We start from the raw sequence: 24,477 nt of genomic DNA, 5'->3' as shown, positions 1-24,477 counted from the left end.
TTCGTGGTGCGGTTCGGTGCCGTTCCATGCTAGGAGGGCGGCGCCCCGGCCACCTCCCGAGCCGGTCCGCCCGGGCCGCTGCCGCCCGCCTGCGGGCGCCCCGGCGACCGCGCAGCCGACCTGACGTCACGTCACCTGCCCGGCGGGCCCGGGACCGGGCCGCCGGTGGTGCTCACCCGCCGGTCCAGGTCCATTCCGCGACCTCCGGCAGGTCCGTGCCGTGTTCCCGGATCCAGGCGTGGTGGCGGATCCGGGCGTCCGTCATCGCCTGCCGCAGCGCCACCGCGCGCACGCCCAGCCCCGGCACCCGGTCCACCGCGTCCAGCACCAGCCGGAACCGGTCGAGGTCGTTGCGGACGACCATGTCGAAGGGCGTCGTGGTGGTGCCCTCCTCCTTGTAGCCGTGGACGTGCAGGTGCTGGTGGCCGGCGCGGCGGTAGCAGAGCCGGTGGATCAGCCAGGGATAGCCGTGGTACGCGAAGATGATCGGCTTGTCCCGGGTGAACAGGGCGTCGAACTCGGAGTCCGGCATCCCGTGCGGATGGACCTCCGCGGGCAGCAGCCGGGCGAGGTCGACGACGTTGACCACCCGCACCGCGAGCTCCGGCAGGTGACGGCGGAGCAGGTCGGCGGCGGCCAGCGTCTCCAGGGTGGGCACGTCCCCCGCACAGGCCAGCACCACGTCCGGTGCGCGGTCGCCGGTCTCGGTGCCCGCCCACTCCCAGGCACCGGCACCGCGGGCGCAGTGCACCCGCGCCTGGTCGAGGGTGAGCCAGTCGAAGCAGGGCTGCTTGCCGGCGACGATCACGTTGACGTGGTCGCGGCTGCGCAACGCGTGGTCGGCCACGGTCAGCAGGGTGTTGGTGTCCGGCGGGAGGTAGACCCGGACGACCTCGGGGCTCTTGTTGAGGACGTGGTCGACGAAGCCCGGGTCCTGGTGCGAGAAGCCGTTGTGGTCCTGCCGCCAGACGTGCGAGGTGAGCAGGTAGTTGAGGGAGGCCACCGGCCGCCGCCAGGGCAGCCGGCGCGCCGTCTTCAACCACTTGACGTGCTGGTTGACCATCGAGTCGACGATGTGCGCGAACGCCTCGTAACTGGCGAACAGCCCGTGCCGCCCGGTGAGCAGGTAGCCCTCCAGCCACCCCTGGCAGAGGTGTTCGGAGAGCACCTCCATCACTCGGCCGTCCCGGGCCAGGTGCTCGTCGGTGGGGAGCGTGGCCGCCTGCCACGCCTTGCCGGTGGCCTCGTAGACGGCGTCCAGCCGGTTCGAGGCGGTCTCGTCCGGGCCGACGAGCCGGAAGTCGCGGCGCTCGGCCGTCGCCGCCATGACGTCGGCCAGCAGCCCGCCGAGCACCCGGGTCGGTTCGTGCAGCACGGTGCCGGGCTTGTCGACCTCGACGGCGTGCCGCTGGAGCGGCGGCAGCGGCAGGTCGCGCAGCAGCAGACCGCCGTTGGCGTGCGGCGAGGCCCCCAGCCGCCGCCGGTCCGCGGGCACGCACGCCAGCACCTGCGGGCGCGGCCGCCCCGCCTCGTCGAACAGCTCCTGGGGACGGTACGAGCGCAGCCAACGCTCCAGCTCGTGCCGGTGGTCGGCGTGCTCGCGGACCCCGGGCAGCGGCACCTGGTGGGCCCGCCAGGTGCCCTCGACGGGGTGCCCGTCCACCTCGCGCGGACCGGTCCAGCCCTTGGGGGTGCGCAGCACGATCGCCGGCCAGTGCGGACGTCGGGCGTCGCCGTCGGCGCGGGCCCGGCGCTGGATCACCGAGATCCGGTCCAGCGCCCGGTCCATGGCCGCGGCCAGCGCCTGGTGCACCGCCGCCGGGTCGTCGCCGGTGACGTGCAGCGGCTCGTGTCCGTAGCCGCGCAGCAGCGCGTCGAGTTCGTCCTCGGGGATGCGGGCCAGCACCGTCGGATTGGCGATCTTGTAGCCGTTGAGGTGGAGGATCGGCAGCACCGCCCCGTCGTGCACCGGGTCCAGGAACTTGGTGGCGTGCCAGGACGCGGCGAGCGGCCCGGTCTCCGCCTCGCCGTCGCCGATCACGCAGGCGACCAGCAGCTCCGGGTTGTCGAAGGCCGCCCCGTAGGCGTGGGTGAGGGAGTAGCCCAGTTCGCCGCCCTCGTGGAGGGAGCCCGGGGTCTCCGGCGCGACGTGGCTGGGCACCCCGCCCGGGAACGAGAACTGCCGGAACAGCTCCGCCATGCCGGCCAGGTCCCGGGTCACGTCCGGGTACGTCTCGGTGTACGTCCCGTCCAGCCAGGAGTTGGCCAGCACCGCCGGGCCGCCGTGCCCCGGCCCCCAGATGCACACTGCGTCCAGGTCGCGGGCCCTGACCACCCGGTTGAGGTGGGTGTGGACGAGGTTCAGGCCGGGGGAGGTGCCCCAGTGGCCGAGCAGCCGGGGCTTGATGTGTTCCGGGCGCAGCGGCTCGGTGAGCAGCGGATTGGACATCAGGTAGATCTGCCCGACGGCGAGGTAGTTGGCGGCCCGCCAGTGCGCGTCGAGGGTGCTCAGCTCGGCCGCGTCGAGCGGGGCGGCCGCGTCCGCCGCCCCGGCCGCCGAGGGGGCCGTGGTCGTCCGGGTCCGGGGGTGTCCCACAGTCAGCTCCTCACGTCGTGTGGTGCCGCCGCCCAGCGGGCTAGCCGCTGCGCCGGTCGGCGGTCCGCGGCACGGTCCGGCCGGCCGCGAGGTAGCGCTCCGCCTCGAGGATCGCCTCGTGGACGGTGCGCCGGCCCATCAGCACGCACAGCGTGTAGGCCAGGTCCTCCAGCTGGCGGCGGGCCGCCGGATCGTGCGGATCGGCGAGCACCACGCGTTCCCGGACGCGGTAGCGCCGTAGCAGGGCGACGAGTTCGGACTTGTCCGGCAGCAGCATGTCGTCTTCTTCTCCCGACGTCGGTCCGGCGTCCCCGAGGCGGCCGACGGCCGTGGCCGGACGCGGCCGGGCACGGGTCGTTCCCACCTTGCGCCGGTCGTGCGGCGGCTGCAACCGGACGACCGGTCGGCGCTCAGTCGGGCGGTTCGGACGGTTCGGGGTGCTCGTCGGGGCGGGTGTCGGGTGGCTCCTCGGGCTCCGTTTCGGGCTCCCGCGCCGGCTCCCGCTCGGGCTCCGGCGTCCCCGGGTCGCGCGGTACCGGGTGGGGCGTGCTGGGCACGGGCCCGGGCCCGTCGCCCGTCGTTCCTCCGGCCACGCACATGCTGGCGGACCTCCCTCCTGGTGGTTCCATCCTGCGCCGGTCCGCTGCCCGCCGCCCCTTCGGGCAAACCTCCGCCCCCGACACCCCGCCGTTGATACGTTCGCGTCATGAACGCACGCGCGGGCGACGGCAGTGCCGGGGACGTGGACTACGGCGCGGTCGGCGCGGGATACGCCGACCACCGCCGGCCCGACCCCCGCATCGCCGCCCTGATCCACGAGGCCCTCGGCACCGCCCGCACGGTCGTGAACGTCGGGGCGGGCGCCGGCTCCTACGAAGCGGTCTCGCTCGACGTCACCGCCGTCGAGCCCTCCGCGGCGATGCGGGCCCAGCGGCCGCCGCACCTCGCCCCGGCGATCGACGCGGTCGCCGAGCAACTCCCCTTCGCCGACGACTCCTTCGACGCCGCGATGACCACCTTCAGCGTCCACCAGTGGAGCGATGCGGTGGCCGGGCTGCGCGAGCTGCGCCGGGTGGCGACCGGCCCGGTCGTCGTGCTGACCTGCGACCCGCGGCGGGTGCGGGACTTCTGGCTGCACGACTACTGCCCCGAGGTGCTGGACACCGAGGCCCGTCGCTACCCCGGGGTGGACGCGCTGACCGCCGCCCTCGGCGGCACGGTGCGCGTGACGCCGGTCCCGATCCCCCTGGACTGTTCCGACGGCTTCAACGAGGCGTACTACGGGCGCCCCGAACGCCTCCTCGACCCCGCCGCCCGCCAGGCGCGCTCCGCCTGGAGCTTCGTCGACGCGCCGGTGCGGGACCGCTTCGCCGCCGCCCTGCGCCGCGACCTGGCCGACGGCACCTGGGACGCCCGCCACGGCGCGCTGCGCGAACGCCCCACGTTGGAGGGATCGTTGGTGCTGCTCCGGGCCCTGCCGGCGTGATCCCGGTCGGGCCGGCGCCCGGCACCGATCGCGCCTGCGGGCCCGCTGTGCTCCGCTGGTAGGCAGGACGGTCCCGGCCGCACGGACGGGCCGCGGACCGAGCACCAGCCGAGGAGCGCCGCGCCATGCCCGCCACCGCCTTCCGCATCGCGATCATCGGGGCCGGCCCCGGCGGGCTGGTCTGCGCCGCGATCCTCCAGCGGTACGGGGTGCCGGTGACCGTCTTCGAACGGGACTTGGGCCCGACGCGGGGCGGGCCGGGCGGCCCCCTGTGCCTGCGCGCGGGGACCGGGCTGGCGGCGTTGCGGGCGGCGGGGCTGGAACGGGCGTTCCGGGCCGCGGCCCGACCCGCCGGCCAGGAGGTCCGACTGCTCGACCGCACCGGCGCCGTCCTCCACCGGGACCGGCCGGCGCCGGGCCCGGAAGCGGACCGCCCCGAGATCGACCGGAGCACACTGCGCCGCCTGCTGGTGGCGGCGCTCGCACCGGGCACCGTCCGCTGGGCCAGCCACCTGCGGACGCTGCACCCGTTGGGCGGCGGCCGGCACCGGGCGGTCTTCGACGACGGCGGGACGGCCGCCTTCGACCTGGTCGTCGGCGCCGACGGCACCTGGTCCCGGGTCCGCCCGCTGCTGTCCGACGCGGAGCCCCACTACTGCGGCGTGACCTTTGTCGAGGCCGGCCTCGACGACGTCGACGTCCGGCACCCGCAGGCGGCCCGGCTGGTCGGCCGCGGCACCATGATGGCGCTGTCCGGGGGCCGGGGCCTGATCGCCCGCCGCGACGGCCGCGGCCGGATCCGGCTCTACGCGGCCTTCCGGGGCTCCCAGGACTGGGCGCGCGGGGCCGGGGTGCGCACCACCGACACGGAGGCGGTCCGGGCCGCCCTGCTGGCCGGGTTCGCGGGCTGGCACGCGAGCCTGCTGGCGCTGCTCGGGGAGGGCGACGGCGGGTTCGCGAGCCATCCGCTGTTCGCGTTGCCGGTGCCGCACGCCTGGCCGCACACCCCGGGCCTGACGCTGCTCGGCGACGCCGCGCACCTGATGGCGCCGCTCTCCGGCCCGGGCGTCGACCTGGCGCTCGCGGACGGCTGCGCGCTCGCCCGGAACCTCGTCGAGGCGCACACCTGGCAGACCGACCCCGACCAGGCGGTGCGCGCGTACGAGGTGGCGCTCTTCCCCCGCGCGGGCACGGCCGCCCGGGCCGCCGCGCACGACCTGGACGCGGCCCTCCCGCCGGACGCCCCGCGCCGCTCCCACCGTCCGTTCCGCCGGCGGGAACCGCACCCGCACCTGCCCTGAAGCGGGCCGCCGCGCCGGGTTGCGGGCCCGCACCGCCCGTCGCACGATCGGCAGCACGGGAGCCGGGGGCGGCGCCCTCCGGTGCGCCGCCCGGCCGGCCGTGGCGCCGAGGGACGGAGCAGCACGTGAAGATCACCGAGCCGACGCCCGGTGCGCCGTGTTGGGTCGAGTTGGGCACCTCGGACGTGGCCGCCGCCGCGGTCTACTACCGGGACGTCTTCGGGTGGCACCCGGCGACCGAACCGCGGTCCGAGGCCGGCGGCTACACGCTCTTCTCGGTGGGTGCCGCCCGGGTCGCCGCGGCGACCCCGCTCTACGCGGCGGGCCAGCCGACGGCCTGGACCGTCACCTTCGCCACCCGGGACGCCGAGGCGCTGGCCACGACCGTGTCCGAGGCCGGCGGCAGCGTGCTGGTGGACCCGCGGGACGTCTTCGACATGGGCCGGTTCGCGGTGTTCGCCGATCCGCAGGGCGCGGCCTTCGCGGTCTGGCAGGCCGGCACCTTCGCCGGCGCGGAACTGCTCAACGAGCCCGGTGCGCTCGGCTGGGTGGAACTGGCCACCGGCGACCCCGAGACCGCGGTGGCCTTCTACTCCCGGATCTTCGGATGGACCGTCAGGTCCCACGGCACGTACACCCAGTGGGGGATCGAGGGCGCCGACTTCGGCGGGATGAGCACCGTGCAGGAGCGCGACCGGGAGGACGTCCGGCCGCACTGGCTGCCGTACTTCGCGGTGGAGTCCGTCGACGGGACCGCGACGCGGGCCGCCGACTCCGGGGGCATGCTGCTGATGGCGCCGACCGACGTCCCGGACGGACCGCGGATCGCCATGGTGCGCGATCCGCAGGGCGCCGTCTTCGGCATCCACCAGGCGGGTACGGAAGGCTGACCGCACGCACCGGCGCGCCGGGGAACGGGTGATTTCCTTCGCCCACCGGCCCCACACGACGTCACACGATCGGCCGTGCAGTCGTCGTTTCACCACACTGTTTGGGGTCTTTGGGCGTAATGTCCGCATCGCACCGTTGGGTGGCACTGCGCGGCACGCATCGCGCGTCAAGAAATGGAGACCCCTATGTCCACGACCGACGTCCTCGTGGCCCGAGGCAAGAAGCTCGCAGCCGGTGCGGGCGCACTGACCACGGCCGTCGCCCTGGGGGCGACGCTGCTCGTAGCGGCTCCGGCCCAGGCGGACCCGCGGCCGCAGCCCCAGCCCGAGATGCAGGCCAGCCCGGGCGACTCGTACGGCACCATCACCGCCGGCCGCGGGATGAACGAGCGCGAGTACCCGAGCACGGACTCCGCCTCGCAGGGGTACCTCCGCAACCGCGCCCGGGTCTACCTGGTCTGCAAGGTCCGCGCCCAGAACATCCGCGGCAACGAGGTCTGGTACCTGATCCGCGGGAGTCGGCGGAGCTGGATCTCGGCCAAGCACGTGAGCAACACCGGCTTCGTCAAGTACTGCAAGGACGGGCAGCGCGACCGCGACCGCGCCCGGCAGGGCGAGGCCGCCAAGCACGCCGGCTGAACCCGGCCGCCCGGCGCGGCGGTTTCCGGGCCGGGGCCCGGCGCGACACCCCTGTGAGGGCGCGCCGGGCCCTTCGGATGTCCGCGGGGAGTGGTCGCCGCCCTTCCGTATTACTGGAACGCGTTCTACTGTGCCCCCGATCCCGGAATCCGACGGGCCGTCAGCACGCCGGGCGGCCGCCGGTGCCGGGACGCGTCGACCGGACGACTGGTGGAGGGGCCGTGCACCTGGACTACACCCCGGAACAGCAGCGGCTGCGTGCCGAACTGCGGACGTACTTCGCCGCGTTGGTACCGGACAACGCCTACGCCCGGTACGCCGACCCGGCCGCCCAGAAGCGCTTCTACCGCGACACGGTGCGCCGGCTCGGGGCCGACGGCTGGCTGGGCGTCGGCTGGCCCACGGAGTACGGCGGGCGCGGCATGACGCCCATGGAGCAGTTCATCTTCTTCGACGAGGCGGCCCAGGCCGGGGTGCCGCTGCCGCTGATGGCGCTGAACACCGTCGGCCCGACCCTCATGCAGTACGGCACCGACGAGCAGAAGGCGTACTTCCTGCCCCGGATCCTCGCCGGCGAAGTCGACTTCGCGATCGGCTACAGCGAACCGGACGCCGGCACCGACCTGGCCGCCTTGAAGACCCGCGCGGTGCGCGCGGGCGACGAGGAGAGCGGCCACTACGTCGTCAACGGCCAGAAGATCTGGACCACCAATGGCGACACCGCCGACTGGGTCTGGCTGGCGGTCCGCACCGCCCCCGTCGAAGAGGGCGTCCCGCCCCACAAGGGCATCACCATGCTCCTGGTCCCCACCAGCGACCCCGGCTACTCCTGCACCCTGATCAACACCCTGGCGTCGCACGACACCACCGCCAGCCACTACGAGAACATCACCGTCCCCGCCACCCGCCGGGTCGGCCAGGAGAACAAGGGCTGGCGGATCATCACCAACCAGCTCAACCACGAACGGGTCACCCTCGCCGCCCACGGCACCATGGCCATCCGCGCCCTGCACGACGTCCAGCGCTGGGCCGCCGGCACCAAGCTCGCCGACGGCCGCCGGGTCATAGACCTGGGCTGGGTGCGCGGGCGGCTGGCCCGCACCCACGCCAGGCTGGACGCCATGAAGCTGCTGAACTGGCGGATGGTCGACGCGCTCCACCGCGGCACGCTCACCCCGCAGGACGCCTCGGCGGTCAAGGTCTACGGCTCCGAGGCCCGGCGGGACGCCTACGCCTGGCTGCTGGAGGTGGCCGGCGCACTCGGACCGCTGACCGAGGGCTCGGCGGGCGCGGTGCTCCACGGCGAACTGGAACGCGGCTACCGCTCCTCGGTCATCTTCACCTTCGGCGGCGGCAACAACGAGATCCAGCGCGAGATCATCTCGTGGATCGGCCTCGGCATGCCCCGGGTGCGGCGCTGAGCTTCCTCAGGAGGTGCGACGGCGATGGCGGGCGATCCGGGGCTCTTCGGGCCCCGTTCGGTGACCTGGCACCTGCACGCCGACCCGATGATGTGGATCGCCGGCGTCCGGGCGCTCTACCTTCAGGCGCTGCACCCGCGCGCGGTGCGCGGCGTCCTGCAGAACTCGGCCGCCTTCCGGCTGGACGCGCAGGGCCGGCGGGACGCCTGGGGCCGGCTGATGCGCACCGCCGACTTCGTCGGCACCCTCAGCTACGGCACCACCGACGCCGCCGAGCGCGCCGGCGCCGCGGTCCGCGGCCGCCACCGCCGGCTGACCGCCACCGACCCGGCCACCGGCGAGCGCTACCCGATCGACGAACCCGAACTGCTGCGGTGGGTGCACTGCGCCGAGGTGGACTCCTACCTCCAGGTGCTGCGCCGCTCCGGCTACCCGCTGACCGACCGGCAGGCCGACCGCTACCTCGACGAACAGCGCACCAGCGCCCGGCTCGTCGGCCTCGACCCGGACACCGTCCCCGGCGACCGGGCCGCGCTCGCCGCCTACTTCGCGCGGATCCGACCGGACCTCGCGGGCACCGACGAGGCCCACCAGGTCGACGCCTTCCTGCGCCGCCCGCCGGTCCCGGACCCGTTGGTGCCGGCCCGCGCCCTGCTCTGGCGACCGGTGGCCGACCTGGCGTACGCGGCCCTGCCCGCATACGCGCACCGGCTCTACGGCCGCCCGGCGCCGCCGCCCGCCACCACCAGCCGCCGACTGCGCACTGCCGGCCGGCTGCTGCGCGCCGTACCGCCCGCGCTCCGCTGGCGGCTGCCGCCGCGGCACGTCCTGCGGGCGGTGGCGCGGCTCGGGCCCGCCGCGCGCCCGGGCACCTTCAAGCTCCGTGACTCCGCCGCCATACTGGACGGGCACGACACACAGGGGGATCCACGCGGCTGAACGCGGGAGCGGGGGCGGCGACAGGGATGGCGGAGCACAGGCTGATCCAGGGGCGGTACCGGCTGCTCGACACCATCGGGCGGGGCGGCATGGGGGAGGTGTGGCGGGCCCGGGACGAGGCGCTGGGCCGGTTGGTCGCCGTCAAGTGCCTCAAGCCGATGGGGCAACGGCAGGAGCCGGGGTTCCACCGGGTGCTGCGCGAGCGGTTCCGCCGCGAGGCCCGGGTGGCCGCGGCGCTCCAGCACCGCGGGATCACGGTGGTGCACGACTTCGGGGAGGACCGCGGCATCCTCTTCCTCGTCATGGAGCTGCTGACCGGCCGCAACCTCAGTCAGCTGTTGGACGACAACCGGCGTCAGCCGCTGCCCGTCCCGGACGTGATCGAGATCGCCGAGCAGATCGCCGCGGCCCTCGCCTACACCCACGAACAGGCCGTGGTGCACCGGGACCTGAAACCGGCCAACGTCGTCCGGACCACCGACGGCACGGTCAAGATCTGCGACTTCGGCATCGCCCGGCTCGGCCACGACATCGGCTTCACCGCCCGGCTCACCGGCACCGGCATCGCCATGGGCAGCCCGCACTACATGTCGCCGGAACAGATCGGCGGCGGCACCGTCGACCACCGCAGCGACCTGTACTCCCTGGGCTGCGTGCTCTACGAGATCGCCACCGGCGCCCCGCCGTTCGCCCAGGGCGACGCCTGGGCGGTGCTGGTCGGCCACCGAGACACCCCGCCCGAACCGCCGCGCGCGGTCCGGCCCGACCTCCCCGAGGAGTACCAACAGGTCGTCCTCGACCTGCTCGCCAAGGACCCGGACGACCGCCCGCGGGACGCCGACGAACTCGCCAAACGGCTCGCCGACGCCCGCCACCCCCGCGCCCACCGGGGCACCGGCCCGGAGCCGGCGGACCTGACGGTGCCCGCCCCGCGACTGCCCGCCTGGACCCGCGGCCTGACCGCCGGCCCCCCGGCCGTCGGCAGCCGACCGCCCCGACGCGCCCCGGTGGACCGGGCCGTCGCGGTCCTCACCGACGTCTGGACCGGCCTCGGCGACCCGCTGCGCGGCGAGGCGTCCCCGGCCCTGGGCCCCGACCGGCCGGCTCCGCCGGGCGAGCACCACGCCCTGCTCGGCACGCTCGCCGTCCGGTTGACGCACGCCGACGCGCTGACCTCGGCCGGCCGGCACTTCGAGGCCCAGGAACTCCTCGGCGAGGTGCTGGCCGGCCGGGAGCGGCTGCTCGGCCCCGACCACCCCGACACCCTCGGCTGCCGCCACCACCTCGCGGTCGGGCTCGGTCGGCTGGGCCGCCTGGAGGAGTGCCGGACCACCGCCCGCGAGGTCGCCGACGCCCGCGCCCGGGTGCTCGGCCCGCACCACCCCGACACCCTCGCCACCCGTTGGCAGCACGCCTTCGTCTCCGGTCAGTTGGGGCGCTGGCCGGAGGCACTGACGGCCTATCAGGACGTGGCCGCCGGGCGGGCCGCGGCGCTGGGCCCGGACCACCCGGACACCCTCGCCGCCCGCTACGAGACCGGCGTCGCCCTGGGCCGGTTGGGCCGCAGCGCCCAGGCGCTGGCCCAGTACCACGACCTGGTGGCGGCCCGGGCCCGCGCCCAGGGCCCGGACGATCCCGAGACCCTGCGGGCCCGGCACGGCCTGGGGGTCAACTACGGCCGGCTGGAACGCTGGCCGGAGGCGCTCGCCGAGGCGCGCGAGGTCGCCGCGGCCCGGGCCCGGGTGCTCGGCGCCGACCATCCGGACACCCTGGCCAGCCGCCGGGAGGTCGCGGTGGCGCTGGGCCGGCTCGGCCGCTGGGCCGAGGCGCTGGACGCCTACCGCGAGGTCGCCGACGCCCGGGCCCGCACGCTCGGCGCCGCCCACCTCGACGCGCTGGCCAGCCGCGGCGAACAGGCCCAGTGCCTGGCGCGGTTGGGCCGGACCGCCGAGGCGGACGCCCTCCACCGCCGGGTCGCGGCACTGCGCCGGGAGCGCGCCGTGCACCGGCGGTAGCGGGGCGCCGCACGGGCCGCGGACGGCCGGGGATCAGCGCTCCGGACGGACCCGGTAGACCACCGTGGCGTGCGGCGGGACGTCACGGGCGATGATCGTCCGGGCGGTCCGCACGGTCCGCCCGGTGACCAGGTCACGCAGCCGGTACGCGGGGGCCGCCGGCAGTCCGGCCGCGCCCGCGGAGATCGACAGGGTGCGGGTGGTGCTGCCCCCGTTGAACAGCGCGACCGCCCGGTCGCCGTTGTGCAGCGGCTTGGCCAGCACCGCCGCGTCCCCGTCCTGCTGCACGATGTGGCCCTGGACGCCCAGCGGGTCCTGGTCGACCGCGATCAGCTCGCGGTTCCCCAGGATCGCCAGCGCCTCCGGGGAGAGCTTGCCGAGGTCGGTGCTGGAGATCAGCGGCGCGGCCATCATCGCCCACAGCGACATCTGGCTCTGCATCTCGTTGCGGCCCAGGCCCGCGTCGCCGACCAGCAGGAAGTCGGGGTCGTTCCAGCGGCCGGGGCGCTGGAGGTCGGCGAGGTTGGCGTTGTAGCGGAAGTTGCCCTCGATGGACTTCCACTTCGCGGCCGGGGTGCTCTGCTGCACCGCGATGTCCGCCCCGCCCCGCCACAGGTTGCCCAGTTGCGCGGACCACTCGATGACCCGGTGCCAGACCGCGTCCCCGGCGAACTGGAAGTAGGCGGGCGCGGAGATCGAGAAGGTGATCGGCCGCCCGGTCGCCCGCAGCGCCCGGCTCTGCTGCGCGTACAGGTCGTGGTACACCTGCTCCTTGGTCTGTCCCTTCGGCACCGGCACGTTGCAGCCGTCCGCCTTGAGGTAGTCCACCCCCCAGCTGGCGAAGAGCTTGGCGTCCTGCGCGAAGTGGCCGAAGCTGCCCGGGAACTTCCCGCAGGTCAGCGTGCCGACGTCCTCGTAGATGCCGAACTTCAGGCCCATCTTGTGGAGTTCCTGGCCGAGGTGGGCCATGCCGTGCGGGAACTTCGCGGTGTCCGTCACCAGTTCGCCCTTGGGGCCGCGCTGTTTGGTCATCCAGCAGTCGTCGACGGTGACGGTGCGGTACCCCTTGTGCGCCAGTCCGCTGCGGACCAGCGCCCGGGCGTTGTCCAGGACGACCTGCTCGTTGAGGCCGCCGCACTGGTAGTACGACCAGTTGTTCCAGCCCATCGGGGGCGTCGGCGCCAGGTTGGGGTACCCGGACGCGGCCCGGGCTGCGGGTGTGCGGGAGGGGTCGGCGGCGGCGGGGGCGGTGGCCGAGAGCAGCCCCGCCGAGCAGGCGGTGACGGCGGTGATTCCGGCGAGGGTGCGGCCGATGCGGGATACCGACGGATGGGACACGGGTCACCTCACGTGGTAGGTGGGTCGGCCGGGAAGAACGGCCGACGGGGCGGTTCCAGGGCGCGCACCGCGGGACGCTAGAAGTCAGCTGACGGCTGGTCAAGAAGCCGCACCGCTCGGAACAAACGATTCATTCCGCTGCCGCCGCGCGTTTCCTCCCTGGCGGCCACCGGCCCCCCGTGCTACTCAAGGGGCATGCCGGAACGGACTTCGTACGACGTCGTCATCGTCGGTGGCGGCCACAACGGGCTGGTGGCCGCGGCCTACCTCGCCCGCGCCGGGCGCACCGTGCTGGTGCTGGAGCGGTTGGACCACACCGGCGGCGCCGCCGTCTCCACCCGCGCGTTCACCGGGGTCGACGCCCGGCTGTCCCGCTACTCCTACCTCGTGAGCCTGCTGCCCCCGAAGATCGTGCGGGACCTCGGGCTGCGCTTCGCGGTCCGCAAGCGCACCGTCTCCTCGTACACCCCCGCGGTGCGCGCCGGGCGCCCGACCGGCCTGCTGGTCGGCGCCGGAGCGGACCGGACCCGGGCCTCCTTCGCGCAACTCACCGGATCCGAGGCGGAGTACGCGGCCTGGGAGGACTTCTACGGCACCACCCGCCGGCTCGCCGAACGGGTCTTCCCCACCCTCACCGAGCCGCTCCCCACCCGCGCCGCGCTCCGCGCCCGGATCGACGACGACGCCACCTGGCACGCCCTCTTCGAGCGCCCCCTGGGCGAGGCGATCGAGGCGACCTTCCACGACGACCTGGTGCGCGGCGTGGTCCTCACCGACGGGCTGATCGGCACCTTCGCCACCGCCCACGACCCGACGCTCCGGCAGAACCGCTGCTTCCTCTACCACGTGATCGGCGGCGGCACCGGCGACTGGGACGTCCCGCTCGGGGGGATGGGCGCCCTCACCGACGCGCTCGCCGACGCCGCCCGCCGGGCCGGCGCCGAACTCGTCACCGGTTGCCCGGTCACCGCCCTCGCCACCGACGGCCGCACCGCGGAGGTCACCACCGCCGGGCACGGCACCGTCGGCGCCCGGCACGTCCTGGTCAACGCCGCGCCCCGCGAACTCGCCCGGCTGCTCGGCGACCCCGCCCCGCCGCCCGTCGAGGGCGCCCAGCTCAAGGTGAACATGCTGCTCACCCGGCTGCCCCGGCTCCGCGATCCGCAGGCCGATGCGCGCGAGGCGTTCTCCGGGACCTTCCATGTCGCCGAGGGGTACGCGCAGTTGGAGGCCGCCCACCGGGAGGCAGCGGCGGGCCGGCTGCCGAGCGCGCCCCCGTCGGAGCTCTACTGCCACTCGCTGACCGACCCCTCGATCCTGGGCGCCGACCTGGTCCGCCGGGGCTACCACACCCTCACCCTCTTCGGGCTGCACGCCCCCGCCCGGCTGTTCGCCGCCGACACCGCCGAGGAGCCGGCCGCCCGGGACCGGCTGCTGGCCGCCACCCTCGCCCAGCTGGACGCCCACCTCGCCGAACCGCTCGCCGACTGCCTGGCCCGGGACGCCGACGGCCGCCCCTGCATCGAGGCCCGCAGCCCCCTCGACCTCGACCGCGAACTGGGCCTGCCGGGCGGCAACATCTTCCACCGCGAGCTGGCCTTCCCGTACGCCGAGGACACCGCCGACCTCGCGACGGCAGCCGCCCGCTGGGGCGTCGCCACCGAGCACGCCAACGTCCTGCTGTGCGGCGCGGGCGCACCGCGCGGCGGCGGGGTGAGCGGCATCCCCGGCCACAACGCGGCGCGGGCCGTCCTGGAAGAGGGGTGAGGGCGGCCGGGGAGGAGCGCCGCCGGGCGGGCGGCCCGGCGGCCAGTTTCTGACGTAGCATCAGAAAATCTCTTCCCTCGTACGACCCGCTGCGGCATCCTGCGCCCATGCAGACGGAGTTGAGCAACGCGCTGGGAGTCGAGCACGCCGTCTTCGGGTTCACGCCCTTCCCCGCGGTCGCCGCAGCGATCACCAGGGCCGGCGGCTTCGGGGTGCTCGGCGCGGTCCGCTACACCGCACCCGGCGAACTCGCCCGGGACCTCGACTGGATGCAGGCGCACACCGACGGACTGCCGTACGGCCTCGACGTCGTGATGCCCGCCACGAAGGTGGAAGGGGTCAGCGAGGCCGACGTCGAGGCGATGATCCCCGAGGAGCACCGCCGCTACGTCGAGGGGCTCCTGGACACGTACGACGTGCCGCCGCTCGCCGCCGGCGAGGCGTCCGGCTGGCGGATCACCGGCTGGATGGAACAGGTCGCCCGCGGCCAACTCGACGTGGCCTTCGACTACCCGATCACCCTGCTCGCCAACGCCCTCGGCTCCCCGCCGCCCGACGTCATCGCCCGCGCCCACGACCACGGCGTCCGGGTCGCCGCCCTCGCCGGCAGCCCGCGCCACGCGCTGCACCACAAGGCGGCCGGCATCGACGTCGTCGTCGCCCAGGGGTACGAGGCCGGCGGCCACACCGGGGAGATCGCCACCATGGTGCTCACCCCGGAGGTGGTGGCCGCCGTCGATCCGTTGCCGGTGCTCGCCGCCGGCGGGATCGGCACCGGTGAGCAGATCGCCGCCGGACTCGCCCTGGGCGCCCAGGGCGTCTGGCTCGGCTCGATCTGGCTCACCACCGAGGAGGCCGACCTGCACTCCCGGCGCCTGACCGCCAAACTCCTGGCCGCCGGCCCCGGCGACACCGTCCGCTCCCGGGCCCTGACCGGCAAGCCCGCCCGCCAACTGCGCACCGCCTGGACCGACGCCTGGGACGACCCCAGCGGCCCCGGCACCCTCCCGATGCCGCTACAGGGCCTGCTGGTCGCCGAGGCCAACTCCCGCATCCAACGGCACGAGGTCGAGCCGCTGCTCGGCACCCCGGTCGGCCAGATCGTCGGCCGGATGACCAGCGAACGCAGCGTCCAGGCCGTCTTCGACGACCTCACCCGCGGCTTCGAGCGGGCCATCGACCGGATCAACCGCATCGCCGGCCGCGCCTGACCCACCGATCCGCCGATCCGCCACCGCCTGAGGAGGAACCGACCGTGACCGACACCCCCAACGGCTTCTGGGCCCAGGCCACCGCCGACCCCGGCCGCACGGTCCTGATCGCCCCGGACGGCGAGGAGTGGACCGCCGGCCGCCTGCACGCCGCCACCAATCGGCTGGTCCACGGACTGCGCGCGGCCGGCCTGGAACGGGGCGACGCCTTCGCCGTCGTCCTCCCCAACGGCGTGGAGTTCTTCACCGCCTACCTCGCCGCCTCGCAGGCCGGCCTGTACCTCGTCCCCGTCAACCACCACCTGGTCGGACCGGAGACCGCCTGGATCGTCGCCGACTCCGGAGCCAAGGTGCTGATCGCCCACGAGCGGTTCGGCGACGCGGCCCGGCAGGCCGCCGACGAGGCGGGCCTGGCGCCCGAACGGCGCTACGCCGTCGGCACCGTCGCCGGCTTCCGCCCCTACGGCGAACTCCTCGACGACCGGCCGGAGTCCGTGCCCGACGACCGGACGCTGGGCTGGGTGATGAACTACACCTCCGGCACCACCGGCCGCCCCCGCGGCATCCGCCGCCCGTTGCCCGGCAAGCCCCCCGAGGAGACCCACCTCGGCGGATTCCTCGGCATCTTCGGCATCCGACCGTTCGACGACAACGTCCACCTGGTCTGCTCGCCGCTCTACCACACCGCCGTGCTGCAATTCGCCGGCGCCTCCCTGCACATCGGCCACCGCGTCGTCCTGATGGACAAGTGGACCCCCCAGGAGATGCTCCGCCTGATGGAGCGGCACCGCTGCACCCACACCCACATGGTCCCCACCCAGTTCCACCGGCTCCTCGCCCTCCCCGACGACGTCCGCGGCGGTTACGACGTCTCGGCGATGCGGCACGCCATCCACGGCGCCGCCCCCTGCCCCGACCACGTCAAACGCGCCATGATCGACTGGTGGGGCGGCTGCGTCGAGGAGTACTACGCGGCCAGCGAGGGCGGCGGCGCCTTCGCCACCGCCGAGGACTGGCTGAAGAAGCCCGGCACGGTCGGCCGGCCGTGGCCGATCAGCGAACTCGCGGTCTTCGACGACGACGGCAACCGCCTGCCGCCCGGCCAACTCGGCACCGTCTACATGAAGATGGCCACCGGCGGCTTCACGTACCACAAGGACGAGAACAAGACCCGCAAGAACCGCATCGGCGACTTCTTCACCGTCGGCGACCTCGGCTACCTCGACGAGGACGGCTACCTCTTCCTCCGCGACCGCAAGATCGACATGATCATCTCGGGTGGGGTCAACATCTACCCCGCCGAGATCGAGTCGGTGCTCCTCGCCCACCCGGCCGTCGCCGACGCCGCCGCCTTCGGTATCCCGCACGACGACTGGGGCGAGGAGGTCAAGGCCGTCGTCGAACCCGCCGACGGCCACCGGCCCGGTCCCGAACTGGCCGCCGAGATCCTCGACCACTGCACCCGCCAACTGGCCGGCTACAAGCGCCCCCGCTCCGTCGACTTCACCACCTCCATGCCCCGCGACCCCAACGGCAAGCTCTACAAGCGCCGGCTGCGCGCCCCGTATTGGGAAGGACGGGAGCGCGCCGTGTGAGCGTCGGCGGCGCCCCGCACCCCACCCCCGAGGTGCCGGGAGCCCGCCCCGCCGCAGCAGCTAGCCTGGACCCCTCATGCGGCTCGCGCCGGGGAGCCTCGTCGGAGCACGCACGGTCCTCAGGGGGAAGTCGAACAGGTGGAGCAAGGGGCAGCGGACCTCGGGCCGGAGCTCCGGCAGCTGTACCGGGCGGCCGGAAGTCCGGCCGTGGACACGCTCGTCGAGCTGTCCCAGGGCCGGCTGCCGGTCAGCCACTGGCCGACGCCGTCGACCGTCCGCGGCTGGTTCCACGAGGGCGCCGCGCCCGCCTCGTGCGCGGTCCTGCTGGTCTTCGTCGAACTCCTCGACGGCTTCGCCCGGCAGGCCAGCGACGGCGCCCACCTGCCGCGCTCCGCCCAGTGGTGGGAACTGCTGTGGTACCGCACCACCCGGCCGCAACCAGCGGCCCCGGACGGCCCAGACGGCCCCGCGCCGGCTGCCGCGGGCGGCGGCAACGTCGTCGAGGGCCACGCCCAACTCCTCGGCCCCACCGTGCAGGCCGGCGCCATCAACGGCGGGGTGCACCTCCACCCGCCGCCCGAACCGGCCACCGCACCGCCCGCGCCGCCCGCCCCGGTACCGCCACCGCGCGACCCACCGGTGGTCATCCGGGTCCAACGGGGCACGGAGACGATCGAGTTCTACGATGAGGGACTGGCACGCATCTGGATCACCTCGGTGCTCGGCCAGCGGCACGGCGAGGAGCGGAGGCGGGACGATGGGCAGTGAGCACGGGATCGATCCGGCGACCGCCCGGCGCGCCGGGCGGATCCTGGAGGCCACCCGCGAGCCGCGCCACGGGCTCGCGGAGACCGACGAGGCGATCGCCGCACTGGACACGGTGCTCACCGCGACGCCGCCGGGAGCGCTGCGCATCACCATCCTGTCCAACCTGGGCCTGATCCGCATGGTCCGCTTCCAACTCACCGCGGCCCCGGCGGACCTCGACGCCGCCATCGCCTGCTTCCGGGACGCCCAGGAGGCGCACGGCTCCGACCTGGCGGAGGGCAGCCACCCCGGGCTGAGCGCCGTCGTCCCCAACCTGATCGGCGCCCTGCACGCCCGGGCCGAACTCACCGGCGACTGGGACGACCTCGACGAGGCGATCCTCCTGGGCCGGGAGGCGGCGGTGCGCATCCCGCCCGGCCTTCCGCAGCGCGCCGCGGCGCTCGCCAGCCTCAGCAGCGCGCTGCGCATCCGCTACGAACGCGGCGGCTACGACGGCGACCTGACGGAGGCCATCGACCTGGGCCGGCAGGCCAGCGCCGACCTGCCCGCCGACCACCCGCGGCAGGGCCCGGTGCTCTCCAACCTCGGCAGTTCGCTGGTCGCGGCGGGGCTGTGGGCGGACGCCGTCCGCGCCTACGAGCAGGCGGTCGAACGGTTCGCCGCGGCCGGCGACCGCCACGGCCGGGCCCGTACGCTCACCAACCTCGCCGCGGCGCTGGCCCAGGCCGGCCGGATCGACGGGGCGTTGACGGCGTCCCGGGCCGCCCTGGAGGAGTTCCGGGCGCTCGGCGACGCCGCCGACGAGGCCCGGGTGAAGAAGAACGTCGCCTCGTTCCTGACCGGATGGGCGGAGTCGGCCGAGCGTGCTGCCCCGCCGCCGACCCGGGCCGAGTACGCGCGCGTCCTCGCGGACTGCGGGCGGATCCTGGGGGCGGACGACGCCACCACCCGCGGCCTCGCGGACCGGCTCGCCGCGCTGCCGGACGACGCGGCACCCGCCGGCGGCGCGCCGTGACGTGAGCCGCTCCGGTCCGGTGCCTTGACCGGTTCCCCGGTGCGCTCCAGGATCGCCGCATGACGGAAGCCACCGACGCCACGGGCGCGCGGAACAACACGGTCGACGGGGTCCTGCGGCGCAGTGCGCGCCGGGTCCCGGAGCGCACGGCGGTCCGGTACGCCGGGCGGAGCTGGAGCTACCGGGCACTGGACGACGCGGTGACCGCCGCCGCGCGGGTGCTGCTGGCCGAAGGGCTGCGCCCCGGCGACCGGGTGGCGTCCTACGGGCACAACTCCGACGCCTACCTGATCGGGTTCCTCGCCTGCGCCCGCGCCGGCCTGGTCCACGTACCGGTCAACCACGGCCTGACCGGCGAGGAACTGCACTACATCCTGGCCCAGTCCGGCTCCTCCCTGGTGCTCACGGACGTCGCCCTGGCACCCCGGCTGCCCGACGGGACGCGGTCGGTGCCGCTGCACGGCGCCCCGGACGGGCTGTTGGAGCGGCTGGCGGAGCAGCCGGCGGATCCCGCGGAGCGGGCCGGCGCCGACGCGCTGCCCGAGCCGTCCGACGACCGTCTGGTCCAACTGCTCTACACCTCCGGGACCACCGCCCTCCCCAAGGGCGCGATGATGACCCACCGGGCGTTGGTGCACGAGTACACCAGCGCGATCGTCGCCCTCGACCTGACGGAGCGCGACCGTCCGGTCCACTCCCTGCCGCTCTACCACTCGGCGCAACTGCACGTCTTCCTGCTGCCCTATCTGGCCGTCGGCGCGGAGAACACCATCCTGGACGGGCCCGCCCCCGAGGCGCTCTTCGCGCTGGTGGAGGCGGGCCGGGCGGACAGCCTGTTCGCCCCGCCCACGGTCTGGATCGCCCTCGCCAACCACCCCGACTTCGGCGTCCGGGACCTGAGCGGCCTGCGCAAGGCGTACTACGGCGCCTCGATCATGCCGGTGCCCGTACTGGAACGGCTCCGCGCCCGGCTCCCGCACCTGGCGTTCTACAACTGCTTCGGACAGAGCGAGATCGGCCCGCTGGCCACCGTCCTGGGCCCGGACGAGCACGCCGGCCGGCTGGACTCCTGCGGGCGGCCGGTGCTGTTCGTCGAGGCGCGGGTGGTGGACGGGGACGGCCGGGAGGTGCCGGACGGCACCCGGGGCGAGGTCGTCTACCGGTCGCCGCAGCTGTGCACCGGCTACTGGGAGAAGCCGGCCGAGACCGCGGAGGCGTTCCGGAACGGCTGGTTCCACTCCGGCGACCTGGCCGTGCGGGACGCCGAGGGCTACTTCACGGTGGTCGACCGGGTCAAGGACGTCATCAACTCCGGCGGCGTGCTGGTCGCCTCGCGCCAGGTGGAGGACGTGCTCTACGCGCATCCGCAGGTCGCCGAGGTCGCGGTGATCGGGCTGCCGGACGAGCGCTGGATCGAGGCGGTGACGGCGGTGGTGGTCCGGCACGCCGACGGCGGGGGCGGTGCGGGCGGCGACGGCGCGGTGGGGGAGTCGGAACTGATCGCCGCGGCGCGGGAGCGCCTGGCGCCGTTCAAGGTTCCCAAGCGGGTGGTGTTCGTGGACGCGCTGCCGCGCAACGCCAGCGGGAAGGTCCTCAAGCGTGCGCTGCGCGAGCGGTTCGGGACCCGCTGAGCGGCGCGTGCACGGCGACTGTCAGTGCCCGCTGCGATGCTGGGGAACGGCACTGACCCCCGTGTGAATGGAGCCCCTCCATGCTGACGACCCACTACGTTCCGGGCGCGCCGAACTGGCTCGACCTCGGCGCCCCCGACGTCGACGCCGCCGCGGCCTACTACGCCGCGGTGTTCGGCTGGACCTTCCAGTCGGCCGGCCCCGAGGGCGGCGGTTACGGCTTCTTCCAGCTCGACGGCGAGACGGTGGCCGCGGTCGGCCCGTTGGCGGAGGAGGGCGCCGGCCCCGCCTGGACCGCGTACTTCCACACCGCGGACGCGGACGCCACCTGCAAGGCGGTGGAGCAGGCCGGCGGCCGGGTCCGCGTCGCCCCGATGGACGTCTTCACCGCCGGCCGGCTGGCCATGCTCACCGACCCGACGGGCGCCGACTTCGCCGTCTGGCAGCCGGGCGAGGTGACGGGCCTGGACGTGGTCATGGAGCCGAGCACCCTGTGCTGGACGGAGCTCTACGCCACCGACGCCGCCGCGGCCAAGGAGTTCTACGGCACGGTCTTCTCCTGGAGCTTCCAGGACATGTCGATGGGCGGCGACCTGCTCTACAGCATCGCCTCCGCCCCCGGCGCCGGAGCGGGCGAGGACACCGCGCACGGCGGCATCCTCCAGCTCCAGCAGATGCACCTGGACGCCGGCTCGACGTCGGAGTGGCACCCGTACTTCGGCGTCACCGACTGCGACGCCAGCTACCACACCGCCACCCAGCACGGCGGCACTCCCCTCATCGCCCCCATGGACGTGCCCGGCATCGGACGGATGGCGATGCTGATGGACCCGGCCGGCGCGCCCTTCGCCCTGCTCAACGGGGACCGCCCGAAGCCCTGACGGCCGCTGCGTCGTCACCCGTCCCGGCGCGCGTCCACGATGCGCTTGAACTTCCCGACCGAGCGCTCCAGGGTCTCCGGCTCGACGATCTCGACGGAGACACTCACCCCGATGCCGTCCTTGACCCCGCGGGCGATCAGGCCGACGGCGGCCACCCGGTCGTCGGCGGTGGCGTCGGGCCGGGCCTCGGCGCGGACCGTCAGGTGGTCCAGCCGTCCCTCACGGGTCAGCCGCAGCTGGAAGTGGGGGGCGACCCCCGGGGTGCGCAGCACGATCTCCTCGATCTGCGCGGGGAAGAGGTTGACCCCGCGCAGGATGATCAGGTCGTCGCTGCGCCCGGTGATCTTCTCCATCCGGCGGAAGGCCGGCCGGGCGGTCCCGGGCAGCAGCCGGGTCAGGTCCCGGGTGCGGTAGCGGATCACCGGCATGGCCTCCCTGGTGAGCGAGGTGAGCACCAACTCGCCGTGCGCGCCCTCCGGGAGCACCTCCCCGGTGATCGGGTCGACCACCTCCGGATAGAAGTGGTCCTCCCAGATGTGCAGCCCGTCCTTGGTCTCCACGCACTCCTGCGCCACGCCGGGGCCCATCACCTCCGACAGGCCGTAGATGTCCACGGCGTCGATGGCGAACCGCTCCTCGATCTCCCGGCGCATCTCCTGCGTCCAGGGTTCGGCGCCGAAGATGCCGACCTTCAGCGAGGTCGAACGGGGGTCGACGCCCTGCCGTTCGAACTCGTCGAGGAGGGTGAGCAGGTAGGACGGGGTCACCATGATGATCTCGGGGCGGAAGTCCTGGATGAGCTGCACCTGACGGCTGGTCATCCCGCCGGACGCCGGGACGACCGTGCAGCCCAGCCGCTCCGCGCCGTAGTGCGCGCCGAGCCCGCCGGTGAACAGCCCGTAGCCGTAGGCGATGTGGACGGTGTGTCCGGGCCGGCCGCCCGCGGCGCGGATCGAGCGGGCCACCAGGTCCGCCCAGTCGTCGAGGTCCCGCTGGGTGTAGCCGACGACGGTCGGGAGCCCGGTGGTGCCGCTGGAGGCGTGCAGCCGCCGCACCCGGTCCTTGGGGACGGCGAACATCCCGAACGGGTACTGCGCCCGCAGGTCGTCCTTCACCGTGAACGGGAAGCGGGCGAGGTCGGCCATCGAGCGGCAGTCGTCGGGGCGCACCCCCGCCCGGTCGAACGCCGCCCGGTAGAAGGGGACGTGCTCGTAGGCGTGGTGCAACGTGGCGCGCAGTCGGGTGACTTGGAGGGCGTGCAGGGCGTCCGCCGAGAGCCGCTCCGCGTCGTCGCACCAGTCGGCCCCGCAGGCCCCGTCGATCGTCCCGCTGTCCGTAGCCGCTTCCGACATGGATCTCACCGCCTCGTCTCCCTACCGATCATTCGGTAGCTGCGTGCCGCTCCAAGTAATCAGCGCGCGGCGAACACGTCAAGGGGCGTGCCGCGGACGGCCCACGGGTAGCGTCGGCGCATGGGTGACGTACGGAAGGTGCAGGTGGACGGCGTCCGACTGGCGTACCGCGTCTGGGGTGAGACGGACGCCCCCGCGGCGGTGCTGCTGCACTGCCTCGGCGAGGACGGTGAGGACTGGCGCGGGGTGGTCGGCCGACTGGCCACCACGCACCGCGTCTTCGCCCTCGACCAGCGCGGACACGGCCGCAGCGACTGGCCGGGGGAGTACGGCTTCGAGCGCTGGCGGGACGACGCGATCGGCTTCGTCCAGGCGCTCGACCTCGGGCCGGTCACGCTCATCGGCCACTCGCTGGGCGCCACCGCCGCCCTGCTGCTGGCCGCCCACCGCCCGGACCTGGTCTCCCGCCTGATCGTGGAGGAGCCCGCCCCGCCGGTGCCCGCGGACCCGCCGCAGTCGGTCCCGGCGCCACCGCCCGGCCCCGCGACCTTCGACTGGCGGGCCAAGGTCGCCGTGGTGACCGAGCGGAACGCCCCCGCCCCGCACTGGCGCGCGGCGCTGTCCGCGATCACCGCCCCCACGCTCGTCATCGCCGGCGGTGCCACCAGCCACGTTCCCCAGCAGCACCTGGCCGAGTTGGCCGGCGCCCTCCCCGCCGCCCGGCTGGTCACCGTCGAGGACGCCGGCCACCTCGTCCACGAGGAGCGCCCGGGGGAGTACCTGGCGGCGGTGACGGCGTTCCTGGCGGGGCGCGACTGAGTGCTGACGGGGGTGCCCCGGAACGCACTTGACGCACTGTCATGAGTTGGTGGAGGGCGGGGCGGGGTGCCGGCGGGGGCGGTTCGGCCGTAAGCTCCCGGCGTCCGCAACGCTCCGCGGCCCGCGCCGTGCGTCGGGCCGCGGCCTTCGAGAAGGGCTCGATGTGCAGCTGACCACCTCGATCCGTCGCGCGCTGCTCGCCGGGACCGCGGCCGCGGTGCTGTGCGCCGGCGCCGGGAGCGCCGTCGCGGCGCCCGCCGGCGCGCCCGCGCGGCCGACCGCCGGGCCGGTGGGCGCCGCGCCCGCACCGGCCGACCGGCTCCGGCCGCTCGCCGCGCTCTCCGCCGACCGGCTGGCCACCGCCGACCTCGTGGCGGCGGCGAAGTGGGGGACCGGCAGTCCGATCGACGACCCGGCCCGGGAACGCGAGGTGTTGGACGCGGTGGCCGCCCAGGCCCGCCAGGTGGGCGCCGACCCCGCGGCGACGGTGCGGATCTTCCGGGACCAGATCGAGGCCAACAAGCTCGTCCAGCGCGGGCTGTACCGCCGTTGGGCGGCGGATCCGGCGCAGGCGCCCACGAGTCGCCCGGACCTCGCCCGGGTCCGGGCGGAGATCAACCGGATCAACGGGGAGCTGGTCCGGGCCGTCGCCGCTTCCCCGCAGGCCCGCACGGCGCCCGGCTGCGTGCCGCGCCTGACGGGGTCCGCCCTCCGGGTGGGGCGGGAACGGCACCTGGACCTGCTGCACGCGGCGGGACTCGCCCGGTCACTGCGCTCGGTCTGCGGGGGCTAGGGCGCTGCTGATGGATCTCC

Annotated in this window: 21 protein-coding genes; 16 read left to right on the top strand and 5 right to left on the bottom strand. The window is 74.8% G+C overall.

The genetic code is table 11. The features are described 5' to 3' along the window. Positions 1-172: 172 nt before the first annotated feature. From ABD385_RS24235 to ABD385_RS24225, 3 genes are all read right to left on the bottom strand, one after another. Positions 173-2,596 (bottom strand): phosphoketolase family protein, encoded by a 2,424-nt coding sequence (locus tag ABD385_RS24235; RefSeq protein ID WP_344579688.1) that lies wholly within the window; start codon positions 2,594-2,596, stop codon positions 173-175. 40 nt (positions 2,597-2,636) lie between these two features. After that, the gene (locus ABD385_RS24230) at positions 2,637-2,873 is read right to left on the bottom strand and encodes a DUF5133 domain-containing protein (protein WP_344579686.1); all 237 of its coding nucleotides are present in this window, start codon (positions 2,871-2,873) and stop codon (positions 2,637-2,639) included. 133 nt (positions 2,874-3,006) lie between these two features. Next, entirely contained in the window at positions 3,007-3,153 is a 147-nt protein-coding gene (locus ABD385_RS24225; RefSeq protein WP_344579683.1) for a hypothetical protein, read from the bottom strand. Positions 3,154-3,302: 149 nt separating this feature from the next. On the opposite strand from ABD385_RS24225, the gene ABD385_RS24220 reads away from it, so the two are divergent. The 7 genes from ABD385_RS24220 to ABD385_RS24190 all read left to right on the top strand — a co-directional run bounded on the left by ABD385_RS24220 (position 3,303) and on the right by ABD385_RS24190 (position 11,287). Continuing rightward, on the top strand, positions 3,303-4,082 hold the full coding sequence (locus ABD385_RS24220) for a class I SAM-dependent methyltransferase (RefSeq protein ID WP_344579680.1): 780 nt from the start codon (positions 3,303-3,305) through the stop codon (positions 4,080-4,082). A gap of 125 nt (positions 4,083-4,207) precedes the next feature. Continuing rightward, entirely contained in the window at positions 4,208-5,383 is a 1,176-nt protein-coding gene (locus tag ABD385_RS24215; RefSeq protein ID WP_344579677.1) for an FAD-dependent oxidoreductase, read from the top strand. 125 nt (positions 5,384-5,508) lie between these two features. After that, on the top strand, positions 5,509-6,273 hold the full coding sequence (locus ABD385_RS24210) for a VOC family protein (protein ID WP_344579675.1): 765 nt from the start codon (positions 5,509-5,511) through the stop codon (positions 6,271-6,273). A 186-nt stretch (positions 6,274-6,459) separates the two neighbouring features. Beyond that, the gene (locus tag ABD385_RS24205) at positions 6,460-6,912 is read left to right on the top strand and encodes an SH3 domain-containing protein (protein WP_344579672.1); all 453 of its coding nucleotides are present in this window, start codon (positions 6,460-6,462) and stop codon (positions 6,910-6,912) included. A gap of 221 nt (positions 6,913-7,133) precedes the next feature. Beyond that, the gene (locus tag ABD385_RS24200) at positions 7,134-8,333 is read left to right on the top strand and encodes an acyl-CoA dehydrogenase family protein (RefSeq protein ID WP_344579669.1); all 1,200 of its coding nucleotides are present in this window, start codon (positions 7,134-7,136) and stop codon (positions 8,331-8,333) included. A gap of 24 nt (positions 8,334-8,357) precedes the next feature. Beyond that, the gene (locus ABD385_RS24195) at positions 8,358-9,272 is read left to right on the top strand and encodes an oxygenase MpaB family protein (protein WP_344579667.1); all 915 of its coding nucleotides are present in this window, start codon (positions 8,358-8,360) and stop codon (positions 9,270-9,272) included. Positions 9,273-9,298: 26 nt separating this feature from the next. Beyond that, on the top strand, positions 9,299-11,287 hold the full coding sequence (locus ABD385_RS24190; protein WP_344579666.1) for a serine/threonine-protein kinase: 1,989 nt from the start codon (positions 9,299-9,301) through the stop codon (positions 11,285-11,287). Between the two features lie 33 nt (positions 11,288-11,320). Here the strand turns inward: ABD385_RS24190 and ABD385_RS24185 are convergent, their stop codons facing one another. Beyond that, entirely contained in the window at positions 11,321-12,625 is a 1,305-nt protein-coding gene (locus ABD385_RS24185) for a glycoside hydrolase family 27 protein (RefSeq protein WP_344579664.1), read from the bottom strand. Between the two features lie 195 nt (positions 12,626-12,820). Between ABD385_RS24185 and ABD385_RS24180 the strand changes: the two genes are divergently transcribed. From ABD385_RS24180 to ABD385_RS24150, 7 genes are all read left to right on the top strand, one after another. Next, a complete protein-coding gene (locus ABD385_RS24180; RefSeq protein ID WP_344579662.1) occupies positions 12,821-14,392 on the top strand; it encodes a phytoene desaturase family protein in 1,572 nt (523 codons plus the stop codon). A 107-nt stretch (positions 14,393-14,499) separates the two neighbouring features. Continuing rightward, positions 14,500-15,603: an NAD(P)H-dependent flavin oxidoreductase gene (locus ABD385_RS24175; RefSeq protein WP_344579660.1), complete on the top strand. Its 1,104-nt coding sequence runs from the start codon at positions 14,500-14,502 to the stop codon at positions 15,601-15,603. 44 nt (positions 15,604-15,647) lie between these two features. Next, positions 15,648-17,198, top strand: coding sequence for an acyl-CoA synthetase (locus tag ABD385_RS24170; protein WP_344579657.1), 1,551 nt, complete (start codon positions 15,648-15,650; stop codon positions 17,196-17,198). 138 nt (positions 17,199-17,336) lie between these two features. Beyond that, positions 17,337-17,966, top strand: coding sequence for a hypothetical protein (locus ABD385_RS24165; RefSeq protein WP_344579654.1), 630 nt, complete (start codon positions 17,337-17,339; stop codon positions 17,964-17,966). Further along, positions 17,956-18,981: a tetratricopeptide repeat protein gene (locus ABD385_RS24160; protein WP_344579651.1), complete on the top strand. Its 1,026-nt coding sequence runs from the start codon at positions 17,956-17,958 to the stop codon at positions 18,979-18,981. The genes ABD385_RS24165 and ABD385_RS24160 overlap by 11 nt, the downstream gene beginning before the upstream one ends. A 59-nt stretch (positions 18,982-19,040) precedes the next feature. After that, positions 19,041-20,612: a fatty acyl-CoA synthetase gene (locus tag ABD385_RS24155; RefSeq protein ID WP_344579648.1), complete on the top strand. Its 1,572-nt coding sequence runs from the start codon at positions 19,041-19,043 to the stop codon at positions 20,610-20,612. A gap of 80 nt (positions 20,613-20,692) precedes the next feature. Beyond that, positions 20,693-21,493, top strand: a complete 801-nt coding sequence (locus ABD385_RS24150) for a VOC family protein (protein ID WP_344579646.1) — start codon at positions 20,693-20,695, stop codon at positions 21,491-21,493. Between the two features lie 14 nt (positions 21,494-21,507). Here ABD385_RS24150 and paaK read toward each other — a convergent pair whose 3' ends face one another. Further along, positions 21,508-22,845 carry a phenylacetate--CoA ligase PaaK gene (gene paaK / locus ABD385_RS24145; RefSeq protein WP_344579643.1) on the bottom strand — a complete coding sequence of 446 codons (1,338 nt, stop codon included), beginning with the start codon at positions 22,843-22,845 and terminating at the stop codon, positions 21,508-21,510. 120 nt (positions 22,846-22,965) lie between these two features. Here paaK and ABD385_RS24140 point away from each other — a divergent pair, with 120 nt between their 5' ends. After that, positions 22,966-23,664, top strand: coding sequence for an alpha/beta fold hydrolase (locus tag ABD385_RS24140; protein WP_344579640.1), 699 nt, complete (start codon positions 22,966-22,968; stop codon positions 23,662-23,664). A gap of 163 nt (positions 23,665-23,827) precedes the next feature. Further along, entirely contained in the window at positions 23,828-24,457 is a 630-nt protein-coding gene (locus ABD385_RS24135) for a chorismate mutase (RefSeq protein WP_344579637.1), read from the top strand. Positions 24,458-24,477: the final 20 nt, after the last annotated feature.

It is taken from the genome of Streptomyces lunalinharesii (assembly GCF_039532155.1).
Classification (GTDB): Bacteria; Actinomycetota; Actinomycetes; order Streptomycetales; family Streptomycetaceae; genus Streptomyces; species Streptomyces lunalinharesii.
Note: the sequence above shows the minus strand (reverse complement) of the source record. Positions and strands in the feature narration are given on the sequence as shown.